Source organism: Bordetella muralis (genome assembly GCF_054781015.1).
In genome coordinates this window covers 552238-576256 of the sequence record NZ_BAAGVF010000008.1, presented here as the reverse complement: position 1 = coordinate 576256, position 24019 = coordinate 552238, and the positions used below count along the sequence as shown (strand labels likewise).

Sequence of the window (24019 nt, the reverse complement as noted above, 5' to 3'; positions counted from 1 at the left end):
CCCGGTCACATGTCACTGTAATTCATCTTGATCATACGGGCATATGCAAGTAAATTATAAATAATTGCATATACAAATAGTTGGTGGCGAATGCGATAGCGCGCTGCCCATCGATGCCGTGACCTCGATCCATCCACCTCCCGCCGCCAATCTTCGACTCCAGCGCATTCTGCATGCGCCTATCCTTCCCACATTGGTGCGGATGAGCTGGCCGAATATCCTGATGATGCTGGCGCAGGCATCGACCGGGCTTGTCGAGGTATGGCTGCTGGCCAAGCTGGGTACGGATGTTCTGGCCGGGGTTGCCGTCGTCGTGCCAGTGCTGATGCTGATGCAGAACATGTCGCAGGGCGCCATGGGTGGGGGCATCTCGGCTGCCGTTGCCAGAACCCTGGGCGCAGGCAACGCGGCCATGGTGGATTCGCTCGCGCGTCACGCGGTGGCGCTCAATGCGCTGATCGGGTTGATCTTCACAGTGGCGCTGTTGTCGTTCAGCCAACCGCTGTTTCACTTTCTGGGCGCTCGGGACGCCGCATTGCAGGCCGCGCTTGACTACGGGCATGTGTTGTTCTTCGGGCTGCCGCTGATGTGGATCATGAATGCACTGGCCAGCGTGGTGCGCGGCACCGGCAATATGCTGGTGCCTGGGGCCGTCATTTGCGGCGGCGCGTTGGTGTTGATACCGGTCTCGGCTGTGCTGATCTTTGGCATCGGTCCCTTGCCGCCGCTGGGCGTTGTCGGTGGCGCCTGGGGACTGGTTGCCTACTATGCCGCCGGTACGCTGTTGCTGGGGTGGTACTGCGCTAGTGGACGCAACGCTGCCCGGCTTGCATCGGGGCCGCTGCACTGGGGGCCGATGCGCAGCATCCTCACTATCGGTGGTCTAGCCTGCCTAAATCCTGTGCTAACCAACAGTCTGATCGCGCTCACGGCTGCGATCGTTGGTGCCCATGCGGGAACGGCAGCGCTGGCAGGCTACGCCACCGCCGCCCGGCTGGAGTACCTGCTGATCCCAATTGCCTTCGGACTAGGAGCGCCGCTGGTGGCCATGGTGGGAGCCAATATCGGTGCCGGCCAACACGAACGGGCGCGGCGGATCGCACTGACCGGCGGAGCGATCGCGTTCGGCCTGGGTTCCCTCCTGGGCATCGTCGCCGCGTGTTGGCCTGAGGCCTGGTTGCGTCTGTTCGGCACGGACGCACACCTGTTGGAGACCGGAGCACAGTACTTGCGCATCGTCGGTCCTTTCTATGGCTTTTTCGCGATGGGCTTCTCGCTCTACTTCGCCTCGCAAGGTGCCGGACAGTTGAAATGGCCGCTGCTCGCCGGCGCAGTGCGTCTGCTGATTTTTGCAGGCCTGGGCTGGGCACTGCTGGCCTGGACCGGGTCCCTGGCAGGGTTCTTCGCAACCGGCGCGATCGCCATGACCTTGTATGGGGTGTGTGTCGTCGGCTCGGTGTGGCGCTGGTACCCCCGGTTCGCTGGAGGTGGCAAGCAGCCGGCAGCGGCACAGACGCCACTCAATCCCTGGAGAACATCATGAGAATTCTGGTCGTCGGAGCTGGCGCATCGGTGGCTACTATGGCGCGCGCCTGCTACAGGCCGGCGCCCTGGTGAGCTTCCTGGTTCGGCCCAGGCGCGCGGCGCTGCTCGCGTCAGGCATTATATTTTTGCGTTAGATAAGCAACTCGCGATCTGCGATCAAACGGACGAGTTTATCGACTCCTTGGGTCGACCTACTGGAATAATCTATGCAGAGGCATTCGGCTCTCTCTTTCAAGGACCCAACTAGTTGTCAGAGTTGACACAATACTGATCCTCAAGCAGTGAGAATAGAATTTTGAGCTGCCTTGTTGGCCGAGGTCATCTCACCACTGCCCAAAGTAAATGCCCGCCCGCTTGTGCGCATTGGTGGACCGCTCAACCGCCTCGTCGGACATGGTAGTGCGCCGCTTGCTACGCAGCGACCAGTCCAGCAAATGCTGCCGCATCTCGGCGCGCACGGCGGCGTGGGACTGGCTGGCGCCCAGGTCCTCGAACTCGTTAGGATCGCTTTGCAGGTCGAACAGTTGCTCGGGCTCGTCGCGCCAGTACACGTAGCGCCATCGGTCGGTGCGCACTGACCACGCACGGCACTGCTGCGGCGTCTTGCTCAGCGTGAGCCGAGCCTGACGGAAGCTGTAGTCCAGTTCAGACACCGCTGCGGCGCGCCACGGCATGCCTTCCGGTGCGCCATGCAGCAGCGGCTGCAGGGCACGCCCCTCGAGCAGGTGGCCGGCTTGCGGCACGTCCAGCGCCTGCAGGATGGTCGGCGTGATGTCCACGCTTTCCACCAGATGCCGGCACACCTGACCGCGCGTGCCCTCGGCCGCGGCGCTCGGGTCCATGATGATCAGCGGCACTCGCTGCACGGTGTCGTAGAACAGCTCTTTCTCGCCGAGCCAGTGGTCGCCCAGGAAATCGCCATGGTCGGAAGTAAACACCACCAGCGTGTTGCGCATCAGCCCGGCGCCTTCCATGTAGTCAAACAGCCGGCCCAGGTGGGTATCCAGTTGCGTGATCAGCCCCTGATAGACCGGCCGCACGGTGCGCACGCATTCCTCACGAGCGAAGCTCTGGCTTTCTTCATGCTGGCGATAGGCCTGCAGCACCGGATGCGCGCTGGCCAGCTCCTGCTGGTTGCGCACCACCGGCAGGCATTGGTCGCTGCGATACATACGATGGTAGGGATCGGGCGCCATGTAGGGCCAATGCGGCTTTACATAGCTCAGGTGCAGGGCCCAGGGCTGCGAGCCGCGCTTGCGCATGAAATCCAGGGCGCAGTCGGTGGTGTAGGCGGTTTCCGAATGCGGTTCGCTGACCCGCGCGGGCAGGTGCGCATTGCGCATGTGCCACCCGCTGACCACTTGTCCGTCGGCACCCACCGCGGAAATCACGTAGTCCGACCACGGATCGGGCGAATCGTAGCCATGGCGGCGCAGGAACGCCGGATACCCGCTTTCATCTCCCGGCTCGTGGTGGCCGTCATAGCGGTCGGCCTCGCGGAAACTGCCGCGCGCCAGCAAGGTGCCCAGTTCCGAGCCGCCGTCGATGGCCAATCGCTGCATGCCGGCCTGATCAGGGATGACGTGGCTCTTGCCGATCAACACCATATCGCGCTCGCGGCTGGCCAGGTGCTCGCCCAGCGTGACCTCGCTCACCGACAGCGGCACGCGGTTCCAGGTCGTGCCGTGGCTGGATGGATAGCGCCCGGTGTAATAGCTCATGCGTGATGGCCCGCACACGCCCGAATTAACGAACGCCTGCTCGAAGCGCATGCCACGCGCCGCCAGCGCGTCCAGGTTGGGCGTGCGCAGGTACGGATGCCCGTAGCTGCCCAAGTGATCGGCCCGCAGCTGATCGGCCATGATGAACAGCACGTTCTGGATCTTGCTCATGGAATACCTGCCCCTGTTACTGAGTTGCCTTGAAGCCGGATTCGCGCACCACCGGCTCCCACTGCTTGCGATAGGCCGCCAGCGCCTGTGCCGTCTGCGCCGCATCGGCCGAGATCGGCTCGAGGTTGATGGCACGCACGGCCTTTTGCAGGGCCGGATCGCTCATCACTGCGGAGATATCTCGCGCCAGGCGCTCGACCTTGTCCTGCGGCATGGCGGCAGGTGCGAAAAATGCGTTCCAGCCGTCCGCCGCCAGGTCAATGCCGGCCTCACGGAAGGTCGGCACGTCTGTGAGCTCCGCCTCGCGCTCGGTGCCGGAGGTGGCCAGGATGCGCACACGCCCGCCCTGATGTTGTGGCAGTAGGGTATCCAGGGTATCGATTGCCTGCGGCAGGATGCCGCCAACCAGTTCGCTGATCAGCGGCGCCGAGCCGCGATAACCTACCACTTCGGCCTGCTGGCCGATCTCGTCGCCCAGCATCAGCGCGAAGAAGTGCGGCAGGCTGCCGGTGGCGGGCACGCCCACCGTGAAGCGGTCGGGATGTTCCTTTAACCATGCTCGCAGCGCCTTCATGTCCTTCATGGGCGAATCGGCCGACACGGCCAGCGCGAATTTGTAGCTGCTGACCAGCGACACGGGCTTGAAATCGCGCTGCGCATCGTAGCCGGGGTCGGCATAGACCAGTGGCGCTACCACCATCACGGCGGGATTGCCCAGCAACAGCACGTTTTGGTTCGCGTCGGCGTTGTGCAGGAGTTGCGCCGAAATGCGGCCACCCGCGCCGGTCTTGTTCTCGACGATGACAGAAACGCCCACTCGATCTTTCAGGCGCTCGGCCACCAGCCGGGCGATGCGGTCCGAGCTGCCGCCGGGCGGATAGCCGACCACGATGGTCAAAGGGCCGCTCAGCGGTGCGGCCGCCCATGCCGAGGTGGCCAGCGTACATGCTGCCAGGGCGGCCAGTATCATCCGTTTAATCATGTCTTCCTCCTGTCTTGCCGTCTTTTGATGAATTGTGGTCAAGATGGAGAGACTGTAGCAACGGACGTGTTTCTTGATCTAATCCAATATCGGCATAAACAAACGTACAAAATCCAGGTAGGAGAGCCTCTGATGCCTTCTGTGCCCGTACAGCGTCCCTTTCATCTGGCGGAGATGCCTATGTATTGCCTGTACCAGGCCTGGTCGCAGGCCAGTCCGATGTTCGTGCGGCTGTGCGAGGGCCGCTTTGGTATTACGCGGCGCGAGTGGCGTTTGCTGGCGGCGGTGGTGGAATATGGGCCGCTGACATCGGCGGAGCTGGCGGCCACTGCTAGGCTGGACTTGGTGCGGACTTCGCGCGCGCTGGGTTCGCTGTGCGGCAAGGGGTGGGTGGACAGGGTGCGTGATACAGACGACAAACGCATCACGAACGTCATGGCGACTGAGTCTGGGCAGGCGCTGTATCACACGATGCTGCCGGAGATTGCTCATCTGAATGACTTGCTGATGGCGGACTTGACTCCGGATGAGGGGCGCCAGTTGTTGCATTTGTTGCAGGTGGTGGCGGAGCGTGGCGAGCGTATGTCTACTGAGAATGTGGTGGTGGATAAGGCCAGTCGTCGGCAGGGTGGGACGCGCCGGTCGCGGGCGCGATAGCCATGTCAGCGTAATGTTGTCAGGCACGGGGCGGCCTGGGGTTCACTTATTTTCTTCTAAGAACGATCATCAACCGGTTGATCTGCCGGATCAGATCGAAACCGCTATATCTCATTGATGCGAGATCGCAAGTACTCGGCGGTTTCTTTGTCAGTGCAATACACATAGCACCCCTTCATTCCACGAGTCATCAGGGTTCTATACGTGTTTTTGATAGTTACCCGGTAGCGAGCCCGATACACCAAGGTCGCATTGCTGCGGCAGATTTGATGGCACCAGTGCCTCACAGAGACTTACCGACGAGTGAGGCAGGTAGAGATGGTTGCATGAGATCGTCGTTGCAACTCATCGTCAGCATGGCACAAGGCGATTATTAGTCATAACTCGCCCTGTGCGGGGGCATGCCAAGTCAGCCTGTTCGGACGCCTCAGACGACGGCGATCACCCCGATTTCAACCGTGTACTGCGGAAATGCCAGTTTCGATTCCACACATGCGCGGGCCGGAGTGTGATCTTTCGGTACCCAAGCGTCCCACACCCCATTCATCTCGTTGAAGGTCGCTGCATCGGCGATCCAGATGTTGGCGCTGACTATTTTTTCCTTGCTCGTGCCCGCCTCGGCCAAGATCTTGTCGATCTTGGCGAGAATTTGTTCAGTCTGGCCTGCGACCGACGCGCTGGTGTCGTCGGCGACCTGACCCGACAAAAATACAAAACCATTGGCTTTGACGGCGGCGCTCATACGGGCGTTGGGTTGGATGTACTGCAGGCTCATAGTTGCTCCTCAAATCAATTGCTACGGTGAAGGCTGCTGACTAAATAAGTGTCGGCAGTTATGTGTTCAATAGTTAAGTACGCAAACGTGTTTATAAATATTGGTATTTATACCAATAGGATACCTCGTATCTTTTTTGAATAATCCTGCATATACAACTGTCGACACTTATATTTCTCATGGGTTATCGGTTGATTGTGGCCGAGGCAGGTTGCGGGAGGCTAAATGGAACTTCGAGCGATTGATCTGGAAGACAAATACACCCTGACCCGGGGGCGTATTTTCATCACCGGCACGCAGGCGTTGGTACGCCTGCCTATCACGCAGCAACTGCGTGACGCCGAGGTGGGGCTGAACACAGCAGGCTATATCACCGGCTATCGTGGCTCGCCGCTTGGCGGATTGGATGAGCAAGTTGGCAGGGCGAAAAAAATTCTGCAAAAACATAACATCGTGTTCCTGCCCGGCGTGAACGAAGACCTGGCGGCCACGGCGGTGTGGGGGTCACAGCAGGCCGAGGTCGATGGGGACGGCAAGTACGAGGGCGTTTTCTCGATGTGGTACGGCAAAGGGCCAGGCGTCGACCGCACTGGGGACGCCTTTCGCCACGGCAACTTGGCCGGTTCGTCGAAACGGGGTGGCGTACTCGTCTTGATGGGCGACGACCATACGTGTGAATCATCCACGACTTGCCACCAGAGCGAATTCGCGATGGTCGATGCCATGATCCCGGTTCTCAGCCCCTCTGGTGTGCAGGAGCTTCTCGATTTTGGCGTGATTGGGTGGGCACTGTCGCGCTACAGTGGCTGCTGGGTTGGTATGAAGTGTGTCAAGGACACGGTGGAAGCCACCGCGTCTATCGATGTCGACATTCATCGCGTCAAAATCGCCACGCCGCAGGACGTCGCTCTGCCTGCCGATGGCGTGAATTTGCGCCAGCCCGACACGCCGCATAATCAGGAAGCCCGGTTGCATCGTCACAAGCTGCGGGCGGTCAAGGCTTTCGCACGGATCAATGGTATCGACCGCACCGTGCTTGACAGCGGCAACGCGGTGCTGGGCGTTATCACGCACGGCAAGAGTTATCTGGACGTGCTGCAGGCGCTCGATGAACTGCATCTGTCGGAAGACGAGGCGGCGGCAAAGGGCCTGCGCCTGTACAAGGTGGGCATGACGTGGCCGCTTGAGCCCGAAGGCGCAGCCGCCTTTGCACACGGGTTGCGCAAGGTGTTGGTGGTAGAGGAAAAGCGCAGCCTGATCGAGTTCCAGCTCAAGGAACTGCTGTATGGCACCGAGGACGCGCCTGCCATCATCGGGAAGCACGATGAACAAGGCGAGGTCTTGCTGCAGTCCGAAATGGCGCTGGACTCCAACCAGATCGCCATCGCTATCGGCGAACGCTTGGTGGAGCTGGGCCATGGCGATGTCGAGGCCTTGCGCAAGCGTATCGAGGAAATCCGTTCTTATCGCGCGCCCAATGGTTTGGTCGATATTCTGTCGCGAAGTTTCTATTTTTGTAGCGGGTGTCCGCACAGTTCGTCGACCGTGGTGCCCGAAGGCAGCAAAGCCTACGCGGGCATTGGCTGCAGCTGGATGGCGCAGAGCATGGACCGATCCACGATCGGCTATACGCAGATGGGGGCAGAGGGTATGTCGTGGGTGGGCGAGGCGCCGTTTTCCAAGCGCACGCATATGTTCCAGAACATCGGTGACGGCACCTATTTCCATTCTGGCTTATTGGCCATCCGCGCTGCCGTGTCGGCCAAGACGAACATCACTTTCAAGATCCTGTACAACGATGCCGTAGCCATGACGGGCGGCCAGCGCCACGATGGCCCGCTGGATGTGCCTGCGATTGCTTGGCAGGTGAATGCAGAAGGCGTCAAACGTGTCGTCGTGGTGACAGACGAGCCCAAGAAGTATCCCTCCAGCACTGTCTGGCCGTCGGGTCTCTCCATACTCCATCGTGATGACATCAACGTCGTGCAGAAGGAACTACGTGAGATCGAAGGGACGACCGTCCTCATCTACGACCAGACCTGTGCGGCTGAAAAGCGCCGGCGCCGCAAACGGGGCGCGTTTCCCGATCCGGCCAAGCGGGTGTTGATCAACGACCTGGTATGCGAAGGCTGCGGCGACTGCGGTGTGAAGTCGAACTGCGTGTCCGTGCAGCCGCTGGAAACCGAGCTGGGTCGCAAGCGCATGATCGACCAGTCTTCGTGCAACAAGGATTATTCCTGCGTCAAAGGATTCTGTCCCAGTTTCGTAACGGTGCTCGGCGGCACGCTGCGTAAAGCCGAGCGCGAGGAACCGACCGATCTTTTCCCGATCTTGTCCGAGCCGAACCGACCGTCGTTAGAGTCGGGCGTGTACAGCATCCTGGTAGCGGGCATGGGTGGAACGGGGGTGGTGACCATCGGCGCTATTTTGGGAATGGCCGCTCATCTAGAGGGCCTGGGCTGCGGGCTGCTCGATATGGCGGGCCTGGCGCAGAAAGGTGGGTCGGTCTGGAGCCATCTACGTTTCGGAAAATCGCCCGAAGCGATCAAGACGATACGCATCGCGCCGGGTGGTGCCGACCTGGTGCTGGGTTGCGACATGATCGTGGCTGGCAATTCCAAGACCTTGGCGCTGACCCGCAAGGGCAAGACCCGCATGGTGGTCAACACCGCCGAAGTCATGCCGGGCGACTTTTCCCGCAATGCCGACATGCATTTTCCTGCGCGAGGCTTGCGCAAGAACATCGCCGATAGCGTGGGAAATGATCAAACCGAGTTTGTCGATGCCAGCCGCATCGCGGTTGCCTTGATGAGCGACAGCATCGCCGCGAATATGTTCATGCTGGGCTTTGCGTACCAACGCGGCTTGATCCCGATTTCGGCCCAAGCCATCGAGCAGGCTATCGAGATCAATGGCGCCGCCACGCGCATGAATCGAGACGCCTTCGCTTGGGGGCGCCGCACGGCGGAGGACGGCCCGGGAGTCGAACGCGTGCTCGCCTCGCGTCAGAAATCGGCGGGAGGCAGCGTCTCGCCCTCGCCCATGAGCAGTCTGGAAGAACGCATTGCCTGGCGTCGCAACTTTCTTGTCGATTACCAAAACGAGAAATACGCCAACGGTTATACGGCGTTGGTGGAACAGGTACGTGCGCTCGAACAGTGTCAGTTTCCCGGCAAGATCGCGCTGACTGAGGCGGTGGCGCGCTATTACTTCAAGCTGTTGGCTATCAAGGATGAGTACGAAGTGGCCCGCCTGCACGTGAACAGCGGATTTCTCGATCAGATCGGCCGGCAGTTCGAGGGCGATTACAAACTGGTGTTCAACCTGGCGCCGCCGCTGCTGGCCAAGCAGGATGCGGCCACCGGAAAACCTGTCAAGCGCGAGTTCGGCGCGTGGATCGTACCCGTATTCAAGCTGCTCGCACGGCTCAAGCCATTGCGCGGCACGGTACTGGACGTCTTTGGTCACACCGCTGAGCGGCGCCTGGAGCGCGCCATGATTGTCGAGTATGAGCAACTGATGGCCAAACTGCTCGCCAGACTGGCGGATGCGGGCACGGTCGGGACTTATGACACTGCCGTGGCGCTGGCGTCGATACCGGAACAGATCCGCGGCTACGGCCATATTCGTATGGACAGCATCGAACAGGCGCGCAAGAAGCGGGAAGCCTTGTTGACCGTCTTGCAACAGGACGTTATCCCGCTCAAGCGAGTGGCTTGATGCATCGGGATACGAGATCGGTTTTTGTTTGAGCCGGCTCCCATGCCCAGAAGCAGCGGGATGCCACGAGTTTCGAATGACTCGAGAGGCCGCACCCACGGCCTACTCGCGGCGCTGCAAAGAAACAAAAAAGTGATCAACGTCAGGAGAAACAGCATGAGTCATCGTCAATATATCGGCAGACTCCGTCAGCGTCGGCGTGCTCTCGCAAGGAGTGCGACATGACCACCATCGTTATGGGGGCGGGGCTCGCCGGCGTGACGACCGCCTGGTATCTGGCTGCCCAGGGGCGCAAGGTCAAAGTAATTGATCGGCAACCCTACGCGGCTAACGAGACCAGCTATGCCAACGCGGGCATGATCGCGCCGGGGCACGCCTATACCTGGGCCTCGCCGCGAGCCCCGGGTATTCTGTGGCGCTCGCTGCGCGACAAGAATCAGGCGCTGCTGCTGCGTCCCAACCTGAATCCACGCATGTGGGCCTGGCTGTGGCAGTTTCTCCTGAACTGCAACGCCGAGAAAGCCCGCACGAACACGATGCGCAAGCTGGTGATGTGCCGCTATTCGCAAGAGGAATTGCGCACCCTTACCCAAAAGCTGGATTTGCAGTACGACCTGCTCAGCACAGGGGCGCTGTATGTGTACCGTGACGAGGCCATTTTTCAGAAAGGCTTGGCCAACATGCAGGTGCTGGTCGACGGCGGTGTGCCGCTGCGCGGTGTGACCCACGAAGAGGCCGTTCAGCGTGAGCCAGCGCTGGCGCATTCGCGATTCGCTGGCGCGATTCTGAGTCCAACTGATGAAAGCGGCGATGCCCGTCTGTTCACGCGCAGCTTGGTCAGTCGTTGCGAGGCTGCAGGGGTGGAGTTCTTGATGGACACGTCCATCAAGCGGATCGACGCCGATAGTGATCGCATTCGTGGCGTGCACACCAGCCGCGGTCTGATTCAGGGCGACGACTATGTGTTGGCGCTAGGTTGCGATTCGCCGCTGCTGTCGCATGCGCTGGGCTATCGCTTGCCTGTTTATCCGGTTAAGGGCTATTCGGTCACGTTCCCTATTAGCGACACGAATGAATCGCCCAGTATGTGTGGGGTCGACGAACAGGCGTTGGTTGCCTGGGCACGCTATGGAAATCGTTTGCGCTTGACGGCGACGGCAGAGTTCACGGGTTACGACCGTAGCCATAAGCCTGCGGATTTCGAACCGATGCTCAAAGTCGCTCGACAGCTTTTCCCCAACGGCGCCGACTATAGCCAGCCTGATTATTGGGCCGGGCTGCGCCCGATGACGCCGCAGGGCACCCCCATCCTGGGCAAGAGTCGCCATCGGAATCTGTACCTCAATACGGGCCATGGGCATATGGGCTGGACGATGGCTTGCGGCACTGCGCGCGTTGTCACCGACATCATGCACGGCAAGAAACCCGAGATCGACCTCACTGGAATGACACTGAAATGACCGCCATACTCGACAACATTCCCTACGAGATACTGCCGTTCAACATGGATGGCGGCCTGATGTCTCGCGCAGCGCTAGGTTTGATCGTGCTCTCGATCGACCAGACCATGGAGTACGAATGGCGCCGCATCATCGATCTGCCGGGTGTGGCCTTCTTTGAATCCCGCATTCCTTGCCCGCCCGACATCACGCCGGCGTTGCTGATGGAGATGCACAAAGATATTGCCACTGGCACAGCGTTGCTGCTGCCTGGCATCGATCTTCAGGTGGTGGCGTTCGGCTGTACGTCCGGGTCCATTGTTATCGGCGAGGAGGAGATCTTCTCGCAGATTCGTCGCGTGCGGCCCGGTGTTGCTTGTACCACGCCGATTACCGCTGCGATGGCAGGCCTCAAGGCGCTGAACGCTAAGCGCATCGCGTTGCTGACGCCCTATGTAGAGTCGGTCAATAATTTGTTCAAAAAACATATTGAAGAGAAAGGGGTCGAGATCTCACGCATCGCCACTTTCAATCATGCGGTGGATGCCGACGTGGCGTGTATCGACGCCGAGACGCTCAAAAACGCCATCCTGAAGATAGGCGCCGCCCCTGACGTGGAGGCTGTTTTTGTGTCGTGCACCAGCCTGAGAATGTGCGATCACACACGCGAGATCGAGCAGTTACTGGGAAAGCCGGTACTGGCGAGCAACAGCGCGATGGCCTGGCATGCCTTACGCCTGGCGGGTATCGACGACGTATTGCCGCAATGGGGCCGTTTGTTTGAGGTTTGATGCTGTCGTAAAGACGCATCCGCATTACCGACTACGGTCGACGGAGGAACTATTTGTTTTTTGAAGTGCTCCGGCATGGTCGGCGATGCGCAGCTTGTGTCGATGTTGTGGTTTGTGCTGTCAATGTTTCAACACTCTAGATCCCTGAGGGAAAAATCATGAAGAAACGACATTTTCTCACCTTGTGCGCGAGCACAATTTTGATGAGCGGCATCACCTCGTCGGCCTGGGCCCAGAACACCATTTCCCTGGGCGTGGTGCTACCTCTAACCGGACCATCGGCCACCGTAGGCGAAGATATGCGGCGTGGCATTGAGCTGGGCGTCGAACACGTCAATGCCAAGGGCGGCGTGTTGGGCAAGAAGCTACAGGTCATCATTGAGGATTCGGGCAACAACCCCACCACGGCGCTTACTGCAGCCCGCAAGCTGATCACCGTCGACCGAGTGCCGGCCGTGCTCGGTGAGTACTCCTCGAGCATCACGCTGCCCATGGCGCAATATCTGGTCAAGGAGAATGTTGTCCATCTCAATATCGGCAGCAGCAGCAACAAGGTGCGTGACCTGGGGGCGTCGGCTTTCAACATTGTTGGTCTGGAGGCGGCCGGCAATCTGTTTGCCGCTAAAGACGTTTACGCAATGGGGCATCGCAATGTGGCGTTGATCGCGCCGAACAATGCCTACGGGCAGGGCGTGGCGCACGGTTTCACAGAAGAGTTCGAGAAACTCGGAGGCAAGATTTCCGCACAGGTGCTCTATACGGGCGGGCAGTCCACTTATCGTCGGGAGCTGCAGCAATTGGCCCGGGCGAAGCCCGATGCGTATCTGTATACCGCCTATGGACACGAGTCGGCCGTGATCAACCGTGAAGCCAAGGAACTAGGTCTGCGCGACGTGCCCTGGTATGCCTACATCATGAGCATGAGCGTGTCCGACACGCCTGCCGAGATTGCGGAAGGCCAGATCGGCATGGAGCTGGGCTCGGCCAAGGGCGATCTAGGCAAAGCCTACGAGAATACCTTCAAGACCAAGTTCAACGAAGGCTTTAAGACCGCGTTCAATGGCTACGGCTATGACGGCGTGTTGATGCTGGCAGCTGCAATCGAGCAGGGCAAGGGCACGACACCCGCAGAGATCATCGCCGGTTTGAAAAAGGTGAGCGACGCAGGATTCACGGGGGTGACCGGCGAGATCAAACTGGATGAAGAAGGCCAGCGGGTTGATCCCCCGTACGACCGCCTGAAGTACGAGGGTGGCGCGCTCGTACTGCGTTAGGTCGAGGCTGAGTCATCGATGTGCGGCGTGCGGTTGGCACCGCACATCCTTTAGGAGCGAATTGCGATGCTGCAGTTTTTGATAGATACCTTGTTGCGCACGGCTGATCTGGCGCTGATCACGCTAGGGTTAAGCATGCTTTACGGGTTGATCAAATTTCCCAACATTGCCCACGTGCAATATGCCATGTGTGGCGCGTTCTTGGCTTACGGCATTCATAGCGCGGGCGCTCCATTGATCATGGCGGTGGTGCTGGCGTCGATCTTGACGGGTCTGCTCACGCTGGCCATACAGTTGTTGATATTCGATCGGCTTCTGAAGGGCGGGCCGGCCATTGCCATGATTGGCTCGTTGGCAGTTTCCATGGTGCTGGTAGCCAGTGTGTTGGGCATCGCAGGCTCCTTTCCCCATATGTTTTCGCGGCCGTACACAGAGCCCCTGACCATCGGCGACGCGCGTTTTTCCAGCGCCCAGTTGTGGTTCGTGCTCACCACGTTGGTGTTGTTGGCGTTATTCGTGCTGGTGCTCTTTCATACCCAGGTCGGTCGAGCTATGCGCGCCCTGGCGTGCAATCCCGCTCTGGCCGACGCGTCGGGGTTGAGTGCGACGCGCCTGACCAATGGTGTGACCTTTATCAGCGGCATGTTGGCGGGGTTGGGTGGCAGCATGCTGTCGCTGTCGACCGGTGCGCACGTCAACTTGGGCTATGACTTGTTGTTGCCGGTCTTTGCCGCCGCCATTCTTGGTGGCCTGGGTAATCCCATCGGTGCAGTCGCAGGCGCGTTGCTGATCGCCCTGACGGAGACGGTTGTCACCAATATCAACTTTGGCCCACTGTTTGGAGAAACGTTGGTCTTCCTGCCCGTTTCCTATATCAGCGCGGCTTCGTTTTTGATCCTGTTGCTGGCATTGCTGTTCAAACCCTACGGGTTGTTCGACAGAGAGGTTCGCCGTGTATGATTTTCTGTTTTTCACCGTCACTATCGCGGGGATCTACGCCATCATGGCGTTGGGTCTGAATATCCTGGCAGGATATGGCGGCCTGCTCAACTTTGGGCACATCGCGTTTGCGGGCGTTGGCGTCTACGCTACAGGCATCGCGCATGCGCGCGGCTGGCCGGTGTTGGTGGGTATTCCCCTGGGCGTGATTGCCGCCATGATATTGGGCTGGGCGATGGCACGGTTGGGCCGCAGGCTGGCGGCTGACTATTGGGGAATCGCCACGCTGGCGGTGGCTGAGATTCTGCGCACGGTAGCGCTCAACGAAGATCAACTGACCGGCGGCGCCAATGGCATCACAGGCATTCCCGGGCTGTTTGAGTCCGCAGTCAGTCCGTGGGATCAAGTTTATTTCACCGCTGTGGTGTTGGGCGTCGTGGCCGTGACTGCCGTTTTATCGGCACGGTTGGGCGATGGGCGGTTTGGGCGCGCCCTGCGCCTGATGCGCGAGCAACCCGCCCTGGCAGCGTGCATGGGGTACGACCTGCAGAAACTCAAATCGCACGCGGTCATGTGCGGTGGCGCCGTCACCGCGCTGGCGGGTTCGCTGTATGCGCATTACTTTAGCTTCGCAGGCACCGAGTTCATGCTGGCAGCAGAGACTTTCGTGCTCTGGACCATGGTGATGATCGGTGGCATGGGCAGGACATCCGGGGTTCTGCTAGGCGTCATTTTGGTGCAGACGGTCTATGCCTTTGTTCCTTTCTTGCGCGATCTGTTGGGCTTTGGTTCTGACGTGTCGGGTGCGTTGCGTCTGGGTCTCATCGGCGCGATTCTCCTGGCCTGCCTGATGTGGCGCAAGGACGGTCTGTTGCCCGAAAAACTGAGGATCCCGACATGACAACATCCATTTTGGAAGTCAATAGCTTGGCAAAGTCCTTCGGCGCTTTTCAGGTGCTGCAAGACGTCAAATTCCAAGTCGATAAGGGCGATATCGTCGGACTGCTGGGGCCTAACGGATCGGGCAAAAGTACCTTGTTGAACATCATCAGCGGTTTTATCGCACCCGATCGGGGCTCGGTTATGCTCGACGGAGCATGTATTTCGTCGATGTCTACGTTCCGTATCGTCAAAGAAGGCCTGGCGCGTACGTTCCAACTGCCCGTCATGCCGCAGAAGATGTCGGTACTGGAAGTCGCAATGGCAGCCGATACGAGCATGCACGGCGTGATGTCCACGCTCTTGAACGGCCCCTCGATGCGCAGGGCGGAGCGCGCCACTCGTGAGCAGGCCATGCGATTGCTCGACGAACTATTACTTACCCCGGTGAGCCATCTGCCTGCGTCGGCCATCTCGGGCGGACAGAAAAAACTTCTGGGTATCGTCTGCGCGTTGATGGCGCGTCCGCGCCTGCTGATGCTGGATGAGCCGACGGCCGGGGTACACCCCAATTTGCGTCAAGATATCGTGCGTGCGTTGCATCGCCTCAATGAACAAGGCATGACGCTGGTGATCGTAGAGCACGATATGCATTTCATTCGCGAGGCCTGCAACCGATGCATCGTTCTGGACCAAGGTCATATCGTGGCCAGTTGCAAACCTCAGGAATTGGCGGCCAACGAGCGCGTCGTGCAGGCATATCTGGGCACAACGGTGGCCGAACCCAATAGAGAGTTGATCGCATCATGAATGCCATGATTAAAATCGATGAGGTGGTCGCGGGCTACATCAAGGATGTGGACATCCTCAATGGCATTTCACTCTACGCCGAGCCGGCAGAGATCGTCTGCCTGCTGGGGCCGAACGGCTGCGGAAAATCTACGTTGCTCAAGACGATCGCAGGCTATCTATGTACACGTAGCGGTATTGTCTGGCTCAATGGCAAAGACGTCTCCGGGGTGCCAGTGCATGACAAGGTCCGCAGCTGTGGACTCGGTTTCGTTCCACAGACGGACAATATTTTTACCGCCATGAGCGTGTATGAGAACCTGCTCATGGGCGGCTATTACGTTCCCGTCCGTGAACGCGACAAACGTATCTCGCAGTTATGCGCGCTGTATCCAGTGCTGGAGCGAAAGCTCCATGCGCCTGCGGCATCGATGTCTGGTGGCGAACGCCAGATACTGGCGTTGGCCCGAGCCCTAATGCCGAATCCCCGGGTATTGTTACTGGACGAGCCTTCCGCGGGACTTTCTCCCAAAGTGCTGCACGAGGTATTCGATGCGATCATGCAGGTTCGCGAACAGGAGGGTGTGACCATCATCATGGTCGAGCAGAACGCGATTGAGGCCATGCGCATCTCGGACAGGGCATACATTCTTTCGCTGGGGACGGTGGCCCTGAGCGGCCAATGTCGTGAGTTGTTGCACGATGCGAAAGTACGAGAGCTGTACCTGGGAGGTCGAGTTGACTGAGGCCAATCGGTGTTGAGGCCCGACGGTTCATGTCTGATTCTAGGCTCGGAACCCAAATTCTGACTCTATGCTCAGAAATCAAACGTCCTGTTATAACGGTCGCGGCGTCGGGTCGGCCACCGTACTCGGGTGTGCCATGGCCCATGTGCGGCTGGTCGGCGTACACCGGACGAAATGCCGTCACCCGTTCGGGACGAGCGCGCGATGAGCAAAAACGCGTGCGAGAGTTATTCTATGAAAAAGGTTCTAAAGTGGCACACCTGCTGTCGACCGTTTTTGGTCCCTTCCTTGTCCCAGGGAGAAAGACGGCAAGATGGTGAAATGGATATAAATCTGCGATCGTTCAAAAGGTATTTAAAAGATAGTGAAGGCACCTAAGATGCAGTCAACCGAAAACGCGCGTCGTGGCCAGAGTAATGGCGTTGGTCATACCTCTAGGTCGCGCGAAGAAAGCTCAGTCGAGCGCTTGTATATCGAGTTACGTGATCGCGCTATGCGTTACGATTTCCGTCCTGGAACTCGCATTAATGAGCAAGCATTGGGGCGAGAGTTGGGGGTAAGCAGAGCACCGCTCAGAGAGGCATTGAATCGTCTCGAAGCCGAGGGTCTGCTGACGTTTGTCATGAACAAAGGTTTTTTTCGCAAGAGCGTCAGCGTGGACGAGGTGCTAGACCTTTACCAAGTGCGAATCGCTTTAGAGCGGCGTGCAGTTTTTTTAGCGCTGCGGTATGCCAGTGACAATGAGATCCAGGCCGTTCAAGAGTACTGGAGCAGCGTCATGGCGAACTCTTCCGGGATGACATCAGCAGACTTTTTGCTGGCCGACGAAGAGTTCCATAGACGATTGATCGGCCTTGCAAAGAACAAAGAGCTCAGTGCCTTCATGGAGACTATTACGCGTCGAATCCATGTCGCAAGACACATTGATATTGAGCAGTCCGCATGGAATGCAAAAGCGTTCGACAGCCATTATGACGTCCTCAGGTTTCTGCGTGAGCGAGATCAAAAACAGGCGCTGCAATCTATTACCGAGCATATAGACATGAGCCGCGAACGGGCGGTGAAAATCGCCAGGGAAATGGTCGCCAAGTTCTTTCTAACGGGCGCGGCAGTTTCCGAGAAGGTAATGCTAACTCCGGAAGTCTCTGGTATCCAAGATTTTGAAAGTTGATCTCGAAGACTCGTTTTACGGCCAGTCAACGTCCGTCCCTGATGGGGTAACCCCCCTCATTTTCAGCAGTAGGCGGCAGTAGAGCGAGTTAACGGGAGCCATTCCACTGCTATCCCGCATTGAGGAAAGAGCGGAAGTACTCAGCGGTTTCGTTGTCAGTGCAATACACATAGCATCCCTTCATTCCACGCGTCATGAGGGTTCTATAGGTGTTTTTGATAATCAGGTCGACCTCAGCTCTGGCCCGATCAGGGTCAGTCTTGAGTCGTGTCTTATATCCGCGAATAGTCTTGTCATGGCGATCCCTGTGTTCGGCATTCGTTATCATTTTCCCGTCACGTACGATAAGGTCATCGCCAATGATCACACCGATATAGTCCACCTCCAGGCCTTGACAGGTATGAATACAGCCGACCTGCTCGATGGATTTGGGCGCGATGATCCATAGACTGCTGTCTTTATCGAGATTCCACTGACGGCGATAGTCGCCAATGACGATGTCGCTAGCCTGAGGGTTTTTTTTGCTCAACCAAGGCCAACAATAGCCAGCAACAACGCGCGCTTTGTTCTCACCATTCTTGGCTTCTATGGCGTCATGCAACGCTTGCGGCGAGTCAAAGACTTTGAAATCATATTCGCCCACATCAAGCATCGGATTCGCCGTCTGACGGATATCAAGCGTGTTGTCCAACCAAGCCAGATAGCCATCGGAACCGCTGCATCGAAATTGTGAGGCGAGTTCATATTCTTCGATCGATGCACCTTTCGCCGCAGCAAAATCACGGATGGCTTGTTTGGTGCCGATATCGTTCAGCGTGACACGTTGGTCTTCGTCGATGAAAAAGATAGTGCATGCCGATGCGTTGATCAGTTCCTTGACCTGGTTTTCCCCCAGGTTTCCATAGAGCCCGCTTTTTTCGTTCAAGCGATGCGCCTCGTCGACAATCAGGAAATCGTACGAGTTTGGCTCGGTGTCGAAGAATCGTCCCGAGCCGGAGAACAGACTGGCGAATTTTGTCTTGGTGATGGTTCCAACCAGCTTTGATTGATACACCTCGCGCGGCGCGGCGTTCTTTGAAACGTATTGCCCTAACAGGCCCGAGCTCGTCAGCCGGACCAGTAGATTGATAGCGAGCACCGTCTTGCCCGTACCTGGCCCGCCTTCAATGATGATGACTTTTGGCGCATCGGCCGACGCAGTGCGGCCCGCCGCCAAGGCGGCCTCAAAGACCTCTTTTTGATCGTCGATCAGAACGAACTCTGGCTTGGCGGTCAACAGGCCCTTCAATGCGTCTGCCAGGGCTTTCGAGGGACGAATACGGCCGTTTTCGAGTTCGTAGAGAATCTCTTTTGAGTCCCCATATTTAACGTGCTTTTTAATGAAATCTCGCAGCTGCTGCCGTTCTTTCGCGCCCTTTAAAAACAGTGGGGCCTTTACCGTATATCCAGAATAATGAGGCGCGTCGATGACGCCGTCGCGTGTGTAGTTGTGTAAATAGGCACATGGCCTGATGGCGATTCCGCCGTCGTAAACCGCCTCGTTAAAACCCTCGAGCAGAGATGCGTATGACCAAGCTTGATACGACGGGTGCACGACCTCTCTTTGTCCTCCGCCCAGATACGTCACGACAATAGCGTCTTTGTCAGTCGCGACGGCTTTTTCCCATTGCTTGAGTTCGATGACGACTACGTTTTTGTTGCCGGCGTCATCTCGGCCAGTCAGCGTGACATCGATTCGCTTTGATGATTGCGGGATATGCAGCTCGACGGCGACGCCCATATCGTCGGGGATGTCATCATCACGCAGCACCATTGCCACGTGACTGAGCGATTCTCTCCAAGATCGTAGCTCGGATGTGTTGACGCCCTTCCCCGTGACTGTCTTGAAGCTCGTTAAGATGACGTTTTCAATGTCGTCATAGTCAGTGTGGTGTAGAAACTGTTTCTTATCGGCTTCGTAGACGATCATTACTGCTTGCTCCGCGCAATGAATGGGTGAGCTTTAGAGTTTTGTGTATTTCTTGCTTGAACCTTTTGCCTTGTCGGCAGGGTACTTTTCGGCGTTCTTTTGAAGCTTTGATTGCACAGCTTCGTTGAGATCGACGCCCAGTACCGATGCCAGACGGACTAGGTAAAGCTGCACGTCTGCGAGTTCGTCCTTTACTGCCTGTGCAGTATCAGGGTTGGTGCCGGCGGCGTGCGATTGCTCTTCGGTCATCCATTGGAAGATTTCCGTGAGTTCGCCTACCTCGCCGGTTAGGGCCATGACCAGGTTTTTGGGTGAGTGGAATTGAGTCCAGTCGCGGTCTGTGGCGAACTGATCTAGTGCCTTGCGGAGCGCAGTCACGTTGATCAGTGGCTCTTGTGGGGAGCTGTCGTGGGGATTTGTGGTCACGGGGTTGTCCATGTGCGTACTTCTACTTACACGACATGTTACCCGGTAGTTGCACTCAGGCAAATTGTTGCGTTATGCGGGTGTTCGTCCTAATCGAGCACTGTGCTGCAAGCGTCCTTGCTTTGATGTGGCAACGCGTCTACATCCATTCTGTTTACGTTGTTTTGGGACCGACGTATCGCGTCGTGAAATCTCTCGTTTAACGAGGCCGACGTTAACTAGGGGGCTTGATCTCATAGTGCGTGCTTCTCCCTCCACCAGTGGCCTTGCGCAAAACGCCGTGCTGAAGCAGCTCGGTAATATCCCGCAGTGCGGTGTCCTGCGAACACTTGGCCAGCGCTGCCCATTTACTGGTTGTCAGCTTTCCTTCGAATCCATCCAGCAGTCGATTTAGCACCTTGATCTGTCGTTCATTCATCGGGATAGATGCGGCGTGTTGCCAGAACTTCGCTTTGGTGAAGACCTGGTCCAGTACGACATGAGCACGTTCGATGGACTTGAGCAGAGTGGCCAGAAACCAGCCTAACCACGGCGTCACGTCCATGTCGTCCTTTTGTGTGCGTTCGAGGACGTCGTAGTAGGCTTTTCTCTCGCGTTGAATTTGCGCGGACAGGCTGTAGAAGCGTTGCGGGCTGCCATCTGCACGGGTTAGGAGCAAATCACCGATCGCACGCGCAATGCGGCCATTGCCGTCGTCAAACGGGTGCAGCGTGACGAACCATAGATGACCGAGGCCGGCTCGAATGAGGGCAGGTTCTTTTGGTGCGGGATTATTCAGCCACGTTAAGAACTGTTCCATCTCTGCTGCTAGCCGGTCGGCGGGGGGAGCCTCGAAATGCACTTTCTGTCGGCCAATAGAACCTGATACGACCTGCATGGGACCTGTGGAGTCGTTTCGCCAACGGCCTACGCGGATGGTGTTGATGCCAGAATAGCCGGTGGGAAATAACGCGGCGTGCCAGCCGAATAGGCGAGCAGAGGTAAGAGCGGCCGTTGCGTGAGATGTGGCATCCAATACCATGTCCACCGTGCCCTCGACGTGACGATCAACCGGCTCTAGGGCGCCGATGTCAACGCCCAAGTGACGTGCGACGGAGGATCGAACTGAAGCGACGTTCAGGGTTTCGCCCTCGATGGCGCTGGTTTGAACTACATCTTCGGTTAGCGCGGCTAGGCTGGCTTCGTCGCGTAGTGCCATGCCTACGTCTGCGAGGCGGCCGAGCAGCAGGCCTTGGGCGCGACTAACGGCCGCCAAAGGCTCTGCCAGGGCGGTGAGGTCGTATTGCCAAGTGGGCCAATGCGGCGATTGCCAGATATATTCACCGTAATTCATGCGGTGATTGTGGCGGGCTTAAGCCTTTTCGTCAAACCCATACGGGGGGGGTTATTACGATCCCCGGCAGCATTGCAGTAGCGGCTCTTCAATTGCAGGTGCGTTGGCCGGGAGCGGTACGGCGGGGGTCGACGTCTGTCGGCAGCCTGGAGTGTCGAAGACAACCTTCTACACATGGAAGAAGAAGTACGCCGATTTTGACATAAGCGAGTTGCGCAAGCTCAAGCAGTTCGATCGCAAATGCGACGGCTAGGTTTACGGTCGCTTGTTGATGAGATGAGCTACCATTGGAATAGATTTGTTACTTCGGTGAAGGTTATGCCTAGCTTCGTTTCCATTGACGTAGAGACGGCTAACCCGAACATGGCGAGTATTTGCCAAATCGGGCTGTCCGTGTTCCGAGGTGGGGAGGTGGTCGATCAGTGGTCGTCCTTGGTCGATCCCAAAGACTTTTTCGACCCTGTAAACGTGTCTGTCCACGGCATTGACGAGCTTGCGATTGCCGGCGCGCCTACGTTCCGCGAGGCGGCCAGAGAGTTAGAGACAAGGCTGCGCGGGTCAGTTGTGGTCGCTCATACAGGGTTTGACCGAGCCGCATTGGCTCAAGCATTTCGCGCCTCTGGAGAGCGACTGTTTGATTGCATATGGCTGGACTCAGCTCGGGTAGCAAGACGGGCATGGCCGGCGGTAGCGCAAAAAGGCTACGGCCTCGCCAATGTTGCCCATATGCTTGGCATCCGATTCCGCCATCATGACGCATTAGAAGACGCTACAGCGGCGGGAATGATCGTTGTCCGTGCGGTCAGAGAGAGTGGCAAATCGTTGGACTGGTGGCTGAAGCGCGTCGAGCGGCGATTGCCTAAACCTGATGGCAGCTACATCGCACCTATTGCGCAGGAGGGTAACGCCGAGGGCCCATTCGCAGGAGAGGTAGTGGTTTTCACTGGGCAGTTATCGATGTCACGACCTGAAGCCGCCAGGCTAGCCGCGGAAGTTGGCTGTGATATTGCCTCTGGGGTGAACAGAAAGACGACCATTTTGGTCGTTGGGGATCAGGATATTACGAAACTGGCGGGCAAGAGCAAGAGTTCCAAGCATCTGAAAGCCGAAGCGCTTATTGCTCAGGGTGCCTGCTTGAGAGTCTTGGGAGAAAGTGATTTCTTGGCCATGGTGACGGGAGCGCAGAATGGTGATTGAGCGGTCAGCACAAGCAAGCAACAGAACAGGGCTGTCAAACAAACAGCTTTGGCATGGGGAGGATGGTGGGTTAATAGCCTGTTGGGAGAGGGGCAAGGAGTTGGCGCGAGAACAGCCAAATTTGGCGGAGCGAGCCCGAAAGGGCGAGTTGGTCGTGCTTCCGTGGAAAGGAGGTGTTGAGGCTGCTATCAAAGGCAGGAAGTATGGTTCTCATAGATACTTGGCAATGTGGCAAGGCCTACGGGGCGATGATCTTCATATACACCCTGATTCCGAGGTTGAGATGTCGTGCCCAGTACATAAGGCGAAGGTCATATTTGTCAATGACGTGGATTTATTGGACACCTTGCCTGATTAGCATCATTCCGTTCGCGCCCTCGCATTGCTGCGGCAGAATTGATGTCACCGGTGCCTCCAGGGACTGACCGACGAGTGAGACGGGTAGATGGTTGCGGTAGTCCCCAATTGGGACTGAAATCAGTTCTGGGACACGCATCCGGATGCGGAACAACCTCTGAAGGCCTGGGCAGATGAGATTGCTAAAGCGAAATGGGCTCAGTCTGCTGACATCAAGGCAGACTATCGCAGCGCCAGCACCTTCAAGAGGCGGCGTGTGGCCTTCAATACAAAAGGCAATGACTACGATTAATAGTTGTTGTTGCGGTCAAGCTCGGCACCGTTTACGTGGAGTTTGTCGGCATGCACGCCGAATATGACCAGATCGACGCCGAAACCGTGGAAATGCAGTGATTATGGAAATCCGCACCGTACATACTGAGGCCGATTACAAGTCGGCTCTAAAGATAATTTCTAGGCTAATGGAATCGGATCCAGAATTGGGTACGCCTGATGGCGATCTGCTAGATGTTCTGACCACGTTGGTTCAGGCCTATGAGGCCAAACACTATCCGATCGATTTGCCGGATTCTGTCGAGGCCATCAAGTTTAGAATGGAGCAGGGCGGTCTTAAGCCGAAAGATTTAGAGCCTATGATCGGCAAACGCAATCGCGTCTATGAGGTGTTGAGCCGTAAGCGTAATTTGACGTTGCCGATGATTTGGCGCTTGCATCAAGAGCATGGCATTCCGGCTGAGAGTTTGATTCGGCACACGCATAGTCTCGCCTCCTTTCTAGAGCCAAACAAAAAGCCGCTCTGCATAGGCAACCCCTCTCCAATTTTAAACCGTCCAATTTCCGGGGGCACGTCAAAAAAACACCCCTAAAGTTGGATCGGTGTCCAACTTTAGGGGTGCAGTTCAGCAGTAGCGGCTTTCAAATTCTGGTGGTTGGGGCGGGAATCGAACCGGCACGCCTTGAGGCGGGGGATTTGTCATCCTAGCCTTATTGGTTATGTGAAGAGCACCACGGCCTCGTTGCAGCTGGGGCTTTGGCTGATTTCGGGCATGCTCATCTTGGGGGCCGCTCTACTGTCGTTTGTGGCGCTCAATCAAGGCAGGCGATAGCGTGGAGAGCAAGTATCGTACGGGCTAGGACA

19 protein-coding genes and 4 pseudogenes are annotated in these 24019 nt (G+C 57.7%); 16 read left to right on the top strand and 7 right to left on the bottom strand.

Annotated features, from left to right (window positions below):
- Positions 1-166 precede the first annotated feature (166 nt).
- Together ACYVIT_RS20395 and ACYVIT_RS20390 are read left to right on the top strand one after the other, a co-directional pair.
- Entirely contained in the window at positions 167-1543 is a 1377-nt protein-coding gene (locus tag ACYVIT_RS20395) for an MATE family efflux transporter (RefSeq protein ID WP_415804821.1), read from the top strand.
- Positions 1540-1655: pseudogene (locus ACYVIT_RS20390) on the top strand (2-dehydropantoate 2-reductase N-terminal domain-containing protein); the annotation flags it as partial. The gene ACYVIT_RS20395 and the pseudogene ACYVIT_RS20390, both read left to right, overlap by 4 nt.
- Before the next feature lie 213 nt (positions 1656-1868).
- Here the strand turns inward: ACYVIT_RS20390 and ACYVIT_RS20385 are convergent.
- Together ACYVIT_RS20385 and ACYVIT_RS20380 are read right to left on the bottom strand one after the other, a co-directional pair.
- Positions 1869-3437 carry a sulfatase-like hydrolase/transferase gene (locus ACYVIT_RS20385; RefSeq protein ID WP_415804300.1) on the bottom strand — a complete coding sequence of 523 codons (1569 nt, stop codon included), beginning with the start codon at positions 3435-3437 and terminating at the stop codon, positions 1869-1871.
- A 16-nt stretch (positions 3438-3453) separates the two neighbouring features.
- On the bottom strand, positions 3454-4419 hold the full coding sequence (locus tag ACYVIT_RS20380) for a Bug family tripartite tricarboxylate transporter substrate binding protein (protein WP_415804299.1): 966 nt from the start codon (positions 4417-4419) through the stop codon (positions 3454-3456).
- A 132-nt stretch (positions 4420-4551) separates the two neighbouring features.
- Between ACYVIT_RS20380 and ACYVIT_RS20375 the strand changes: the two genes are divergently transcribed.
- A complete protein-coding gene (locus ACYVIT_RS20375; protein ID WP_415804298.1) occupies positions 4552-5076 on the top strand; it encodes a MarR family winged helix-turn-helix transcriptional regulator in 525 nt (174 codons plus the stop codon).
- Between the two features lie 104 nt (positions 5077-5180).
- Here ACYVIT_RS20375 and ACYVIT_RS20370 read toward each other — a convergent pair.
- Both ACYVIT_RS20370 and ACYVIT_RS20365 read right to left on the bottom strand, forming a co-directional pair.
- A pseudogene (locus tag ACYVIT_RS20370) lies at positions 5181-5291 on the bottom strand (DNA/RNA helicase domain-containing protein); the annotation flags it as partial.
- A 212-nt stretch (positions 5292-5503) separates the two neighbouring features.
- Entirely contained in the window at positions 5504-5851 is a 348-nt protein-coding gene (locus ACYVIT_RS20365) for a RidA family protein (RefSeq protein ID WP_415804297.1), read from the bottom strand.
- A 225-nt stretch (positions 5852-6076) separates the two neighbouring features.
- On the opposite strand from ACYVIT_RS20365, the gene ACYVIT_RS20360 reads away from it, so the two are divergent.
- The 9 genes from ACYVIT_RS20360 to ACYVIT_RS20320 all read left to right on the top strand — a co-directional run bounded on the left by ACYVIT_RS20360 (position 6077) and on the right by ACYVIT_RS20320 (position 17599).
- On the top strand, positions 6077-9571 hold the full coding sequence (locus ACYVIT_RS20360) for an indolepyruvate ferredoxin oxidoreductase family protein (protein WP_415804296.1): 3495 nt from the start codon (positions 6077-6079) through the stop codon (positions 9569-9571).
- Positions 9572-9792: 221 nt separating this feature from the next.
- Complete coding sequence (locus ACYVIT_RS20355) at positions 9793-11031, top strand: D-amino acid dehydrogenase (protein WP_415804295.1); 1239 nt, start codon at positions 9793-9795, stop codon at positions 11029-11031.
- A 44-nt stretch (positions 11032-11075) separates the two neighbouring features.
- Positions 11076-11801, top strand: a complete 726-nt coding sequence (locus tag ACYVIT_RS20350; protein ID WP_415804294.1) for a maleate cis-trans isomerase family protein — start codon at positions 11076-11078, stop codon at positions 11799-11801.
- 158 nt (positions 11802-11959) lie between these two features.
- A complete protein-coding gene (locus ACYVIT_RS20345; RefSeq protein WP_415804293.1) occupies positions 11960-13075 on the top strand; it encodes an ABC transporter substrate-binding protein in 1116 nt (371 codons plus the stop codon).
- Positions 13076-13141: 66 nt separating this feature from the next.
- Positions 13142-14035 (top strand): branched-chain amino acid ABC transporter permease, encoded by an 894-nt coding sequence (locus ACYVIT_RS20340; protein WP_415804292.1) that lies wholly within the window; start codon positions 13142-13144, stop codon positions 14033-14035.
- A complete protein-coding gene (locus ACYVIT_RS20335) occupies positions 14028-14915 on the top strand; it encodes a branched-chain amino acid ABC transporter permease (RefSeq protein ID WP_415804291.1) in 888 nt (295 codons plus the stop codon). Before ACYVIT_RS20340 ends, ACYVIT_RS20335 begins: the two co-directional genes overlap by 8 nt.
- Positions 14912-15703, top strand: coding sequence for an ABC transporter ATP-binding protein (locus ACYVIT_RS20330; RefSeq protein ID WP_415804290.1), 792 nt, complete (start codon positions 14912-14914; stop codon positions 15701-15703). The genes ACYVIT_RS20335 and ACYVIT_RS20330 overlap by 4 nt, the downstream gene beginning before the upstream one ends.
- A 5-nt stretch (positions 15704-15708) precedes the next feature.
- Entirely contained in the window at positions 15709-16428 is a 720-nt protein-coding gene (locus ACYVIT_RS20325; RefSeq protein WP_415804820.1) for an ABC transporter ATP-binding protein, read from the top strand.
- Between the two features lie 379 nt (positions 16429-16807).
- Entirely contained in the window at positions 16808-17599 is a 792-nt protein-coding gene (locus ACYVIT_RS20320) for a GntR family transcriptional regulator (RefSeq protein WP_415804289.1), read from the top strand.
- A 109-nt stretch (positions 17600-17708) separates the two neighbouring features.
- Here ACYVIT_RS20320 and ACYVIT_RS20315 read toward each other — a convergent pair whose 3' ends face one another.
- From ACYVIT_RS20315 to ACYVIT_RS20305, 3 genes are all read right to left on the bottom strand, one after another.
- A complete protein-coding gene (locus ACYVIT_RS20315) occupies positions 17709-19568 on the bottom strand; it encodes a DNA/RNA helicase domain-containing protein (protein ID WP_415804288.1) in 1860 nt (619 codons plus the stop codon).
- Positions 19569-19601: 33 nt separating this feature from the next.
- Positions 19602-20006, bottom strand: a complete 405-nt coding sequence (locus ACYVIT_RS20310) for a nucleotide pyrophosphohydrolase (RefSeq protein ID WP_415804287.1) — start codon at positions 20004-20006, stop codon at positions 19602-19604.
- 202 nt (positions 20007-20208) lie between these two features.
- Complete coding sequence (locus ACYVIT_RS20305; protein ID WP_415804286.1) at positions 20209-21327, bottom strand: Fic family protein; 1119 nt, start codon at positions 21325-21327, stop codon at positions 20209-20211.
- 103 nt (positions 21328-21430) lie between these two features.
- Here ACYVIT_RS20305 and ACYVIT_RS20300 point away from each other — a divergent pair, with 103 nt between their 5' ends.
- From ACYVIT_RS20300 to ACYVIT_RS20285, 4 genes and pseudogenes are all read left to right on the top strand, one after another.
- Positions 21431-21580, top strand: a complete 150-nt coding sequence (locus ACYVIT_RS20300; protein WP_415804285.1) for a transposase — start codon at positions 21431-21433, stop codon at positions 21578-21580.
- 65 nt (positions 21581-21645) lie between these two features.
- Entirely contained in the window at positions 21646-22524 is an 879-nt protein-coding gene (locus ACYVIT_RS20295; protein ID WP_415804284.1) for an exonuclease domain-containing protein, read from the top strand.
- Between the two features lie 514 nt (positions 22525-23038).
- Positions 23039-23274 (top strand): annotated as a pseudogene (locus ACYVIT_RS20290) (type II toxin-antitoxin system HigB family toxin).
- Positions 23271-23630 (top strand): annotated as a pseudogene (locus ACYVIT_RS20285) (helix-turn-helix domain-containing protein); the annotation flags it as partial. The pseudogenes ACYVIT_RS20290 and ACYVIT_RS20285, both read left to right, overlap by 4 nt.
- Positions 23631-24019 lie beyond the last annotated feature (389 nt).

Excerpts from the sequence above, each read along its gene's own strand:
- ACYVIT_RS20385 (WP_415804300.1), bottom strand. The coding sequence starts at position 3,437 with ATGAGCAAGATCCAGAACGTGCTGTTCATCATGGCCGATCAGCTGCGG.
- ACYVIT_RS20380 (WP_415804299.1), bottom strand. The coding sequence starts at position 4,419 with ATGATTAAACGGATGATACTGGCCGCCCTGGCAGCATGTACGCTGGCC.
- ACYVIT_RS20375 (WP_415804298.1), top strand. The coding sequence starts at position 4,552 with ATGCCTTCTGTGCCCGTACAGCGTCCCTTTCATCTGGCGGAGATGCCT.
- ACYVIT_RS20365 (WP_415804297.1), bottom strand. The coding sequence starts at position 5,851 with ATGAGCCTGCAGTACATCCAACCCAACGCCCGTATGAGCGCCGCCGTC.
- ACYVIT_RS20360 (WP_415804296.1), top strand. The coding sequence starts at position 6,077 with ATGGAACTTCGAGCGATTGATCTGGAAGACAAATACACCCTGACCCGG.
- ACYVIT_RS20355 (WP_415804295.1), top strand. The coding sequence starts at position 9,793 with ATGACCACCATCGTTATGGGGGCGGGGCTCGCCGGCGTGACGACCGCC.
- ACYVIT_RS20350 (WP_415804294.1), top strand. The coding sequence starts at position 11,076 with ATGGATGGCGGCCTGATGTCTCGCGCAGCGCTAGGTTTGATCGTGCTC.
- ACYVIT_RS20345 (WP_415804293.1), top strand. The coding sequence starts at position 11,960 with ATGAAGAAACGACATTTTCTCACCTTGTGCGCGAGCACAATTTTGATG.
- ACYVIT_RS20340 (WP_415804292.1), top strand. The coding sequence starts at position 13,142 with ATGCTGCAGTTTTTGATAGATACCTTGTTGCGCACGGCTGATCTGGCG.
- ACYVIT_RS20330 (WP_415804290.1), top strand. The coding sequence starts at position 14,912 with ATGACAACATCCATTTTGGAAGTCAATAGCTTGGCAAAGTCCTTCGGC.
- ACYVIT_RS20325 (WP_415804820.1), top strand. The coding sequence starts at position 15,709 with ATGATTAAAATCGATGAGGTGGTCGCGGGCTACATCAAGGATGTGGAC.
- ACYVIT_RS20320 (WP_415804289.1), top strand. The coding sequence starts at position 16,808 with ATGCAGTCAACCGAAAACGCGCGTCGTGGCCAGAGTAATGGCGTTGGT.
- ACYVIT_RS20315 (WP_415804288.1), bottom strand. The coding sequence starts at position 19,568 with ATGATCGTCTACGAAGCCGATAAGAAACAGTTTCTACACCACACTGAC.
- ACYVIT_RS20310 (WP_415804287.1), bottom strand. The coding sequence starts at position 20,006 with ATGGACAACCCCGTGACCACAAATCCCCACGACAGCTCCCCACAAGAG.
- ACYVIT_RS20305 (WP_415804286.1), bottom strand. The coding sequence starts at position 21,327 with ATGAATTACGGTGAATATATCTGGCAATCGCCGCATTGGCCCACTTGG.
- ACYVIT_RS20295 (WP_415804284.1), top strand. The coding sequence starts at position 21,646 with ATGCCTAGCTTCGTTTCCATTGACGTAGAGACGGCTAACCCGAACATG.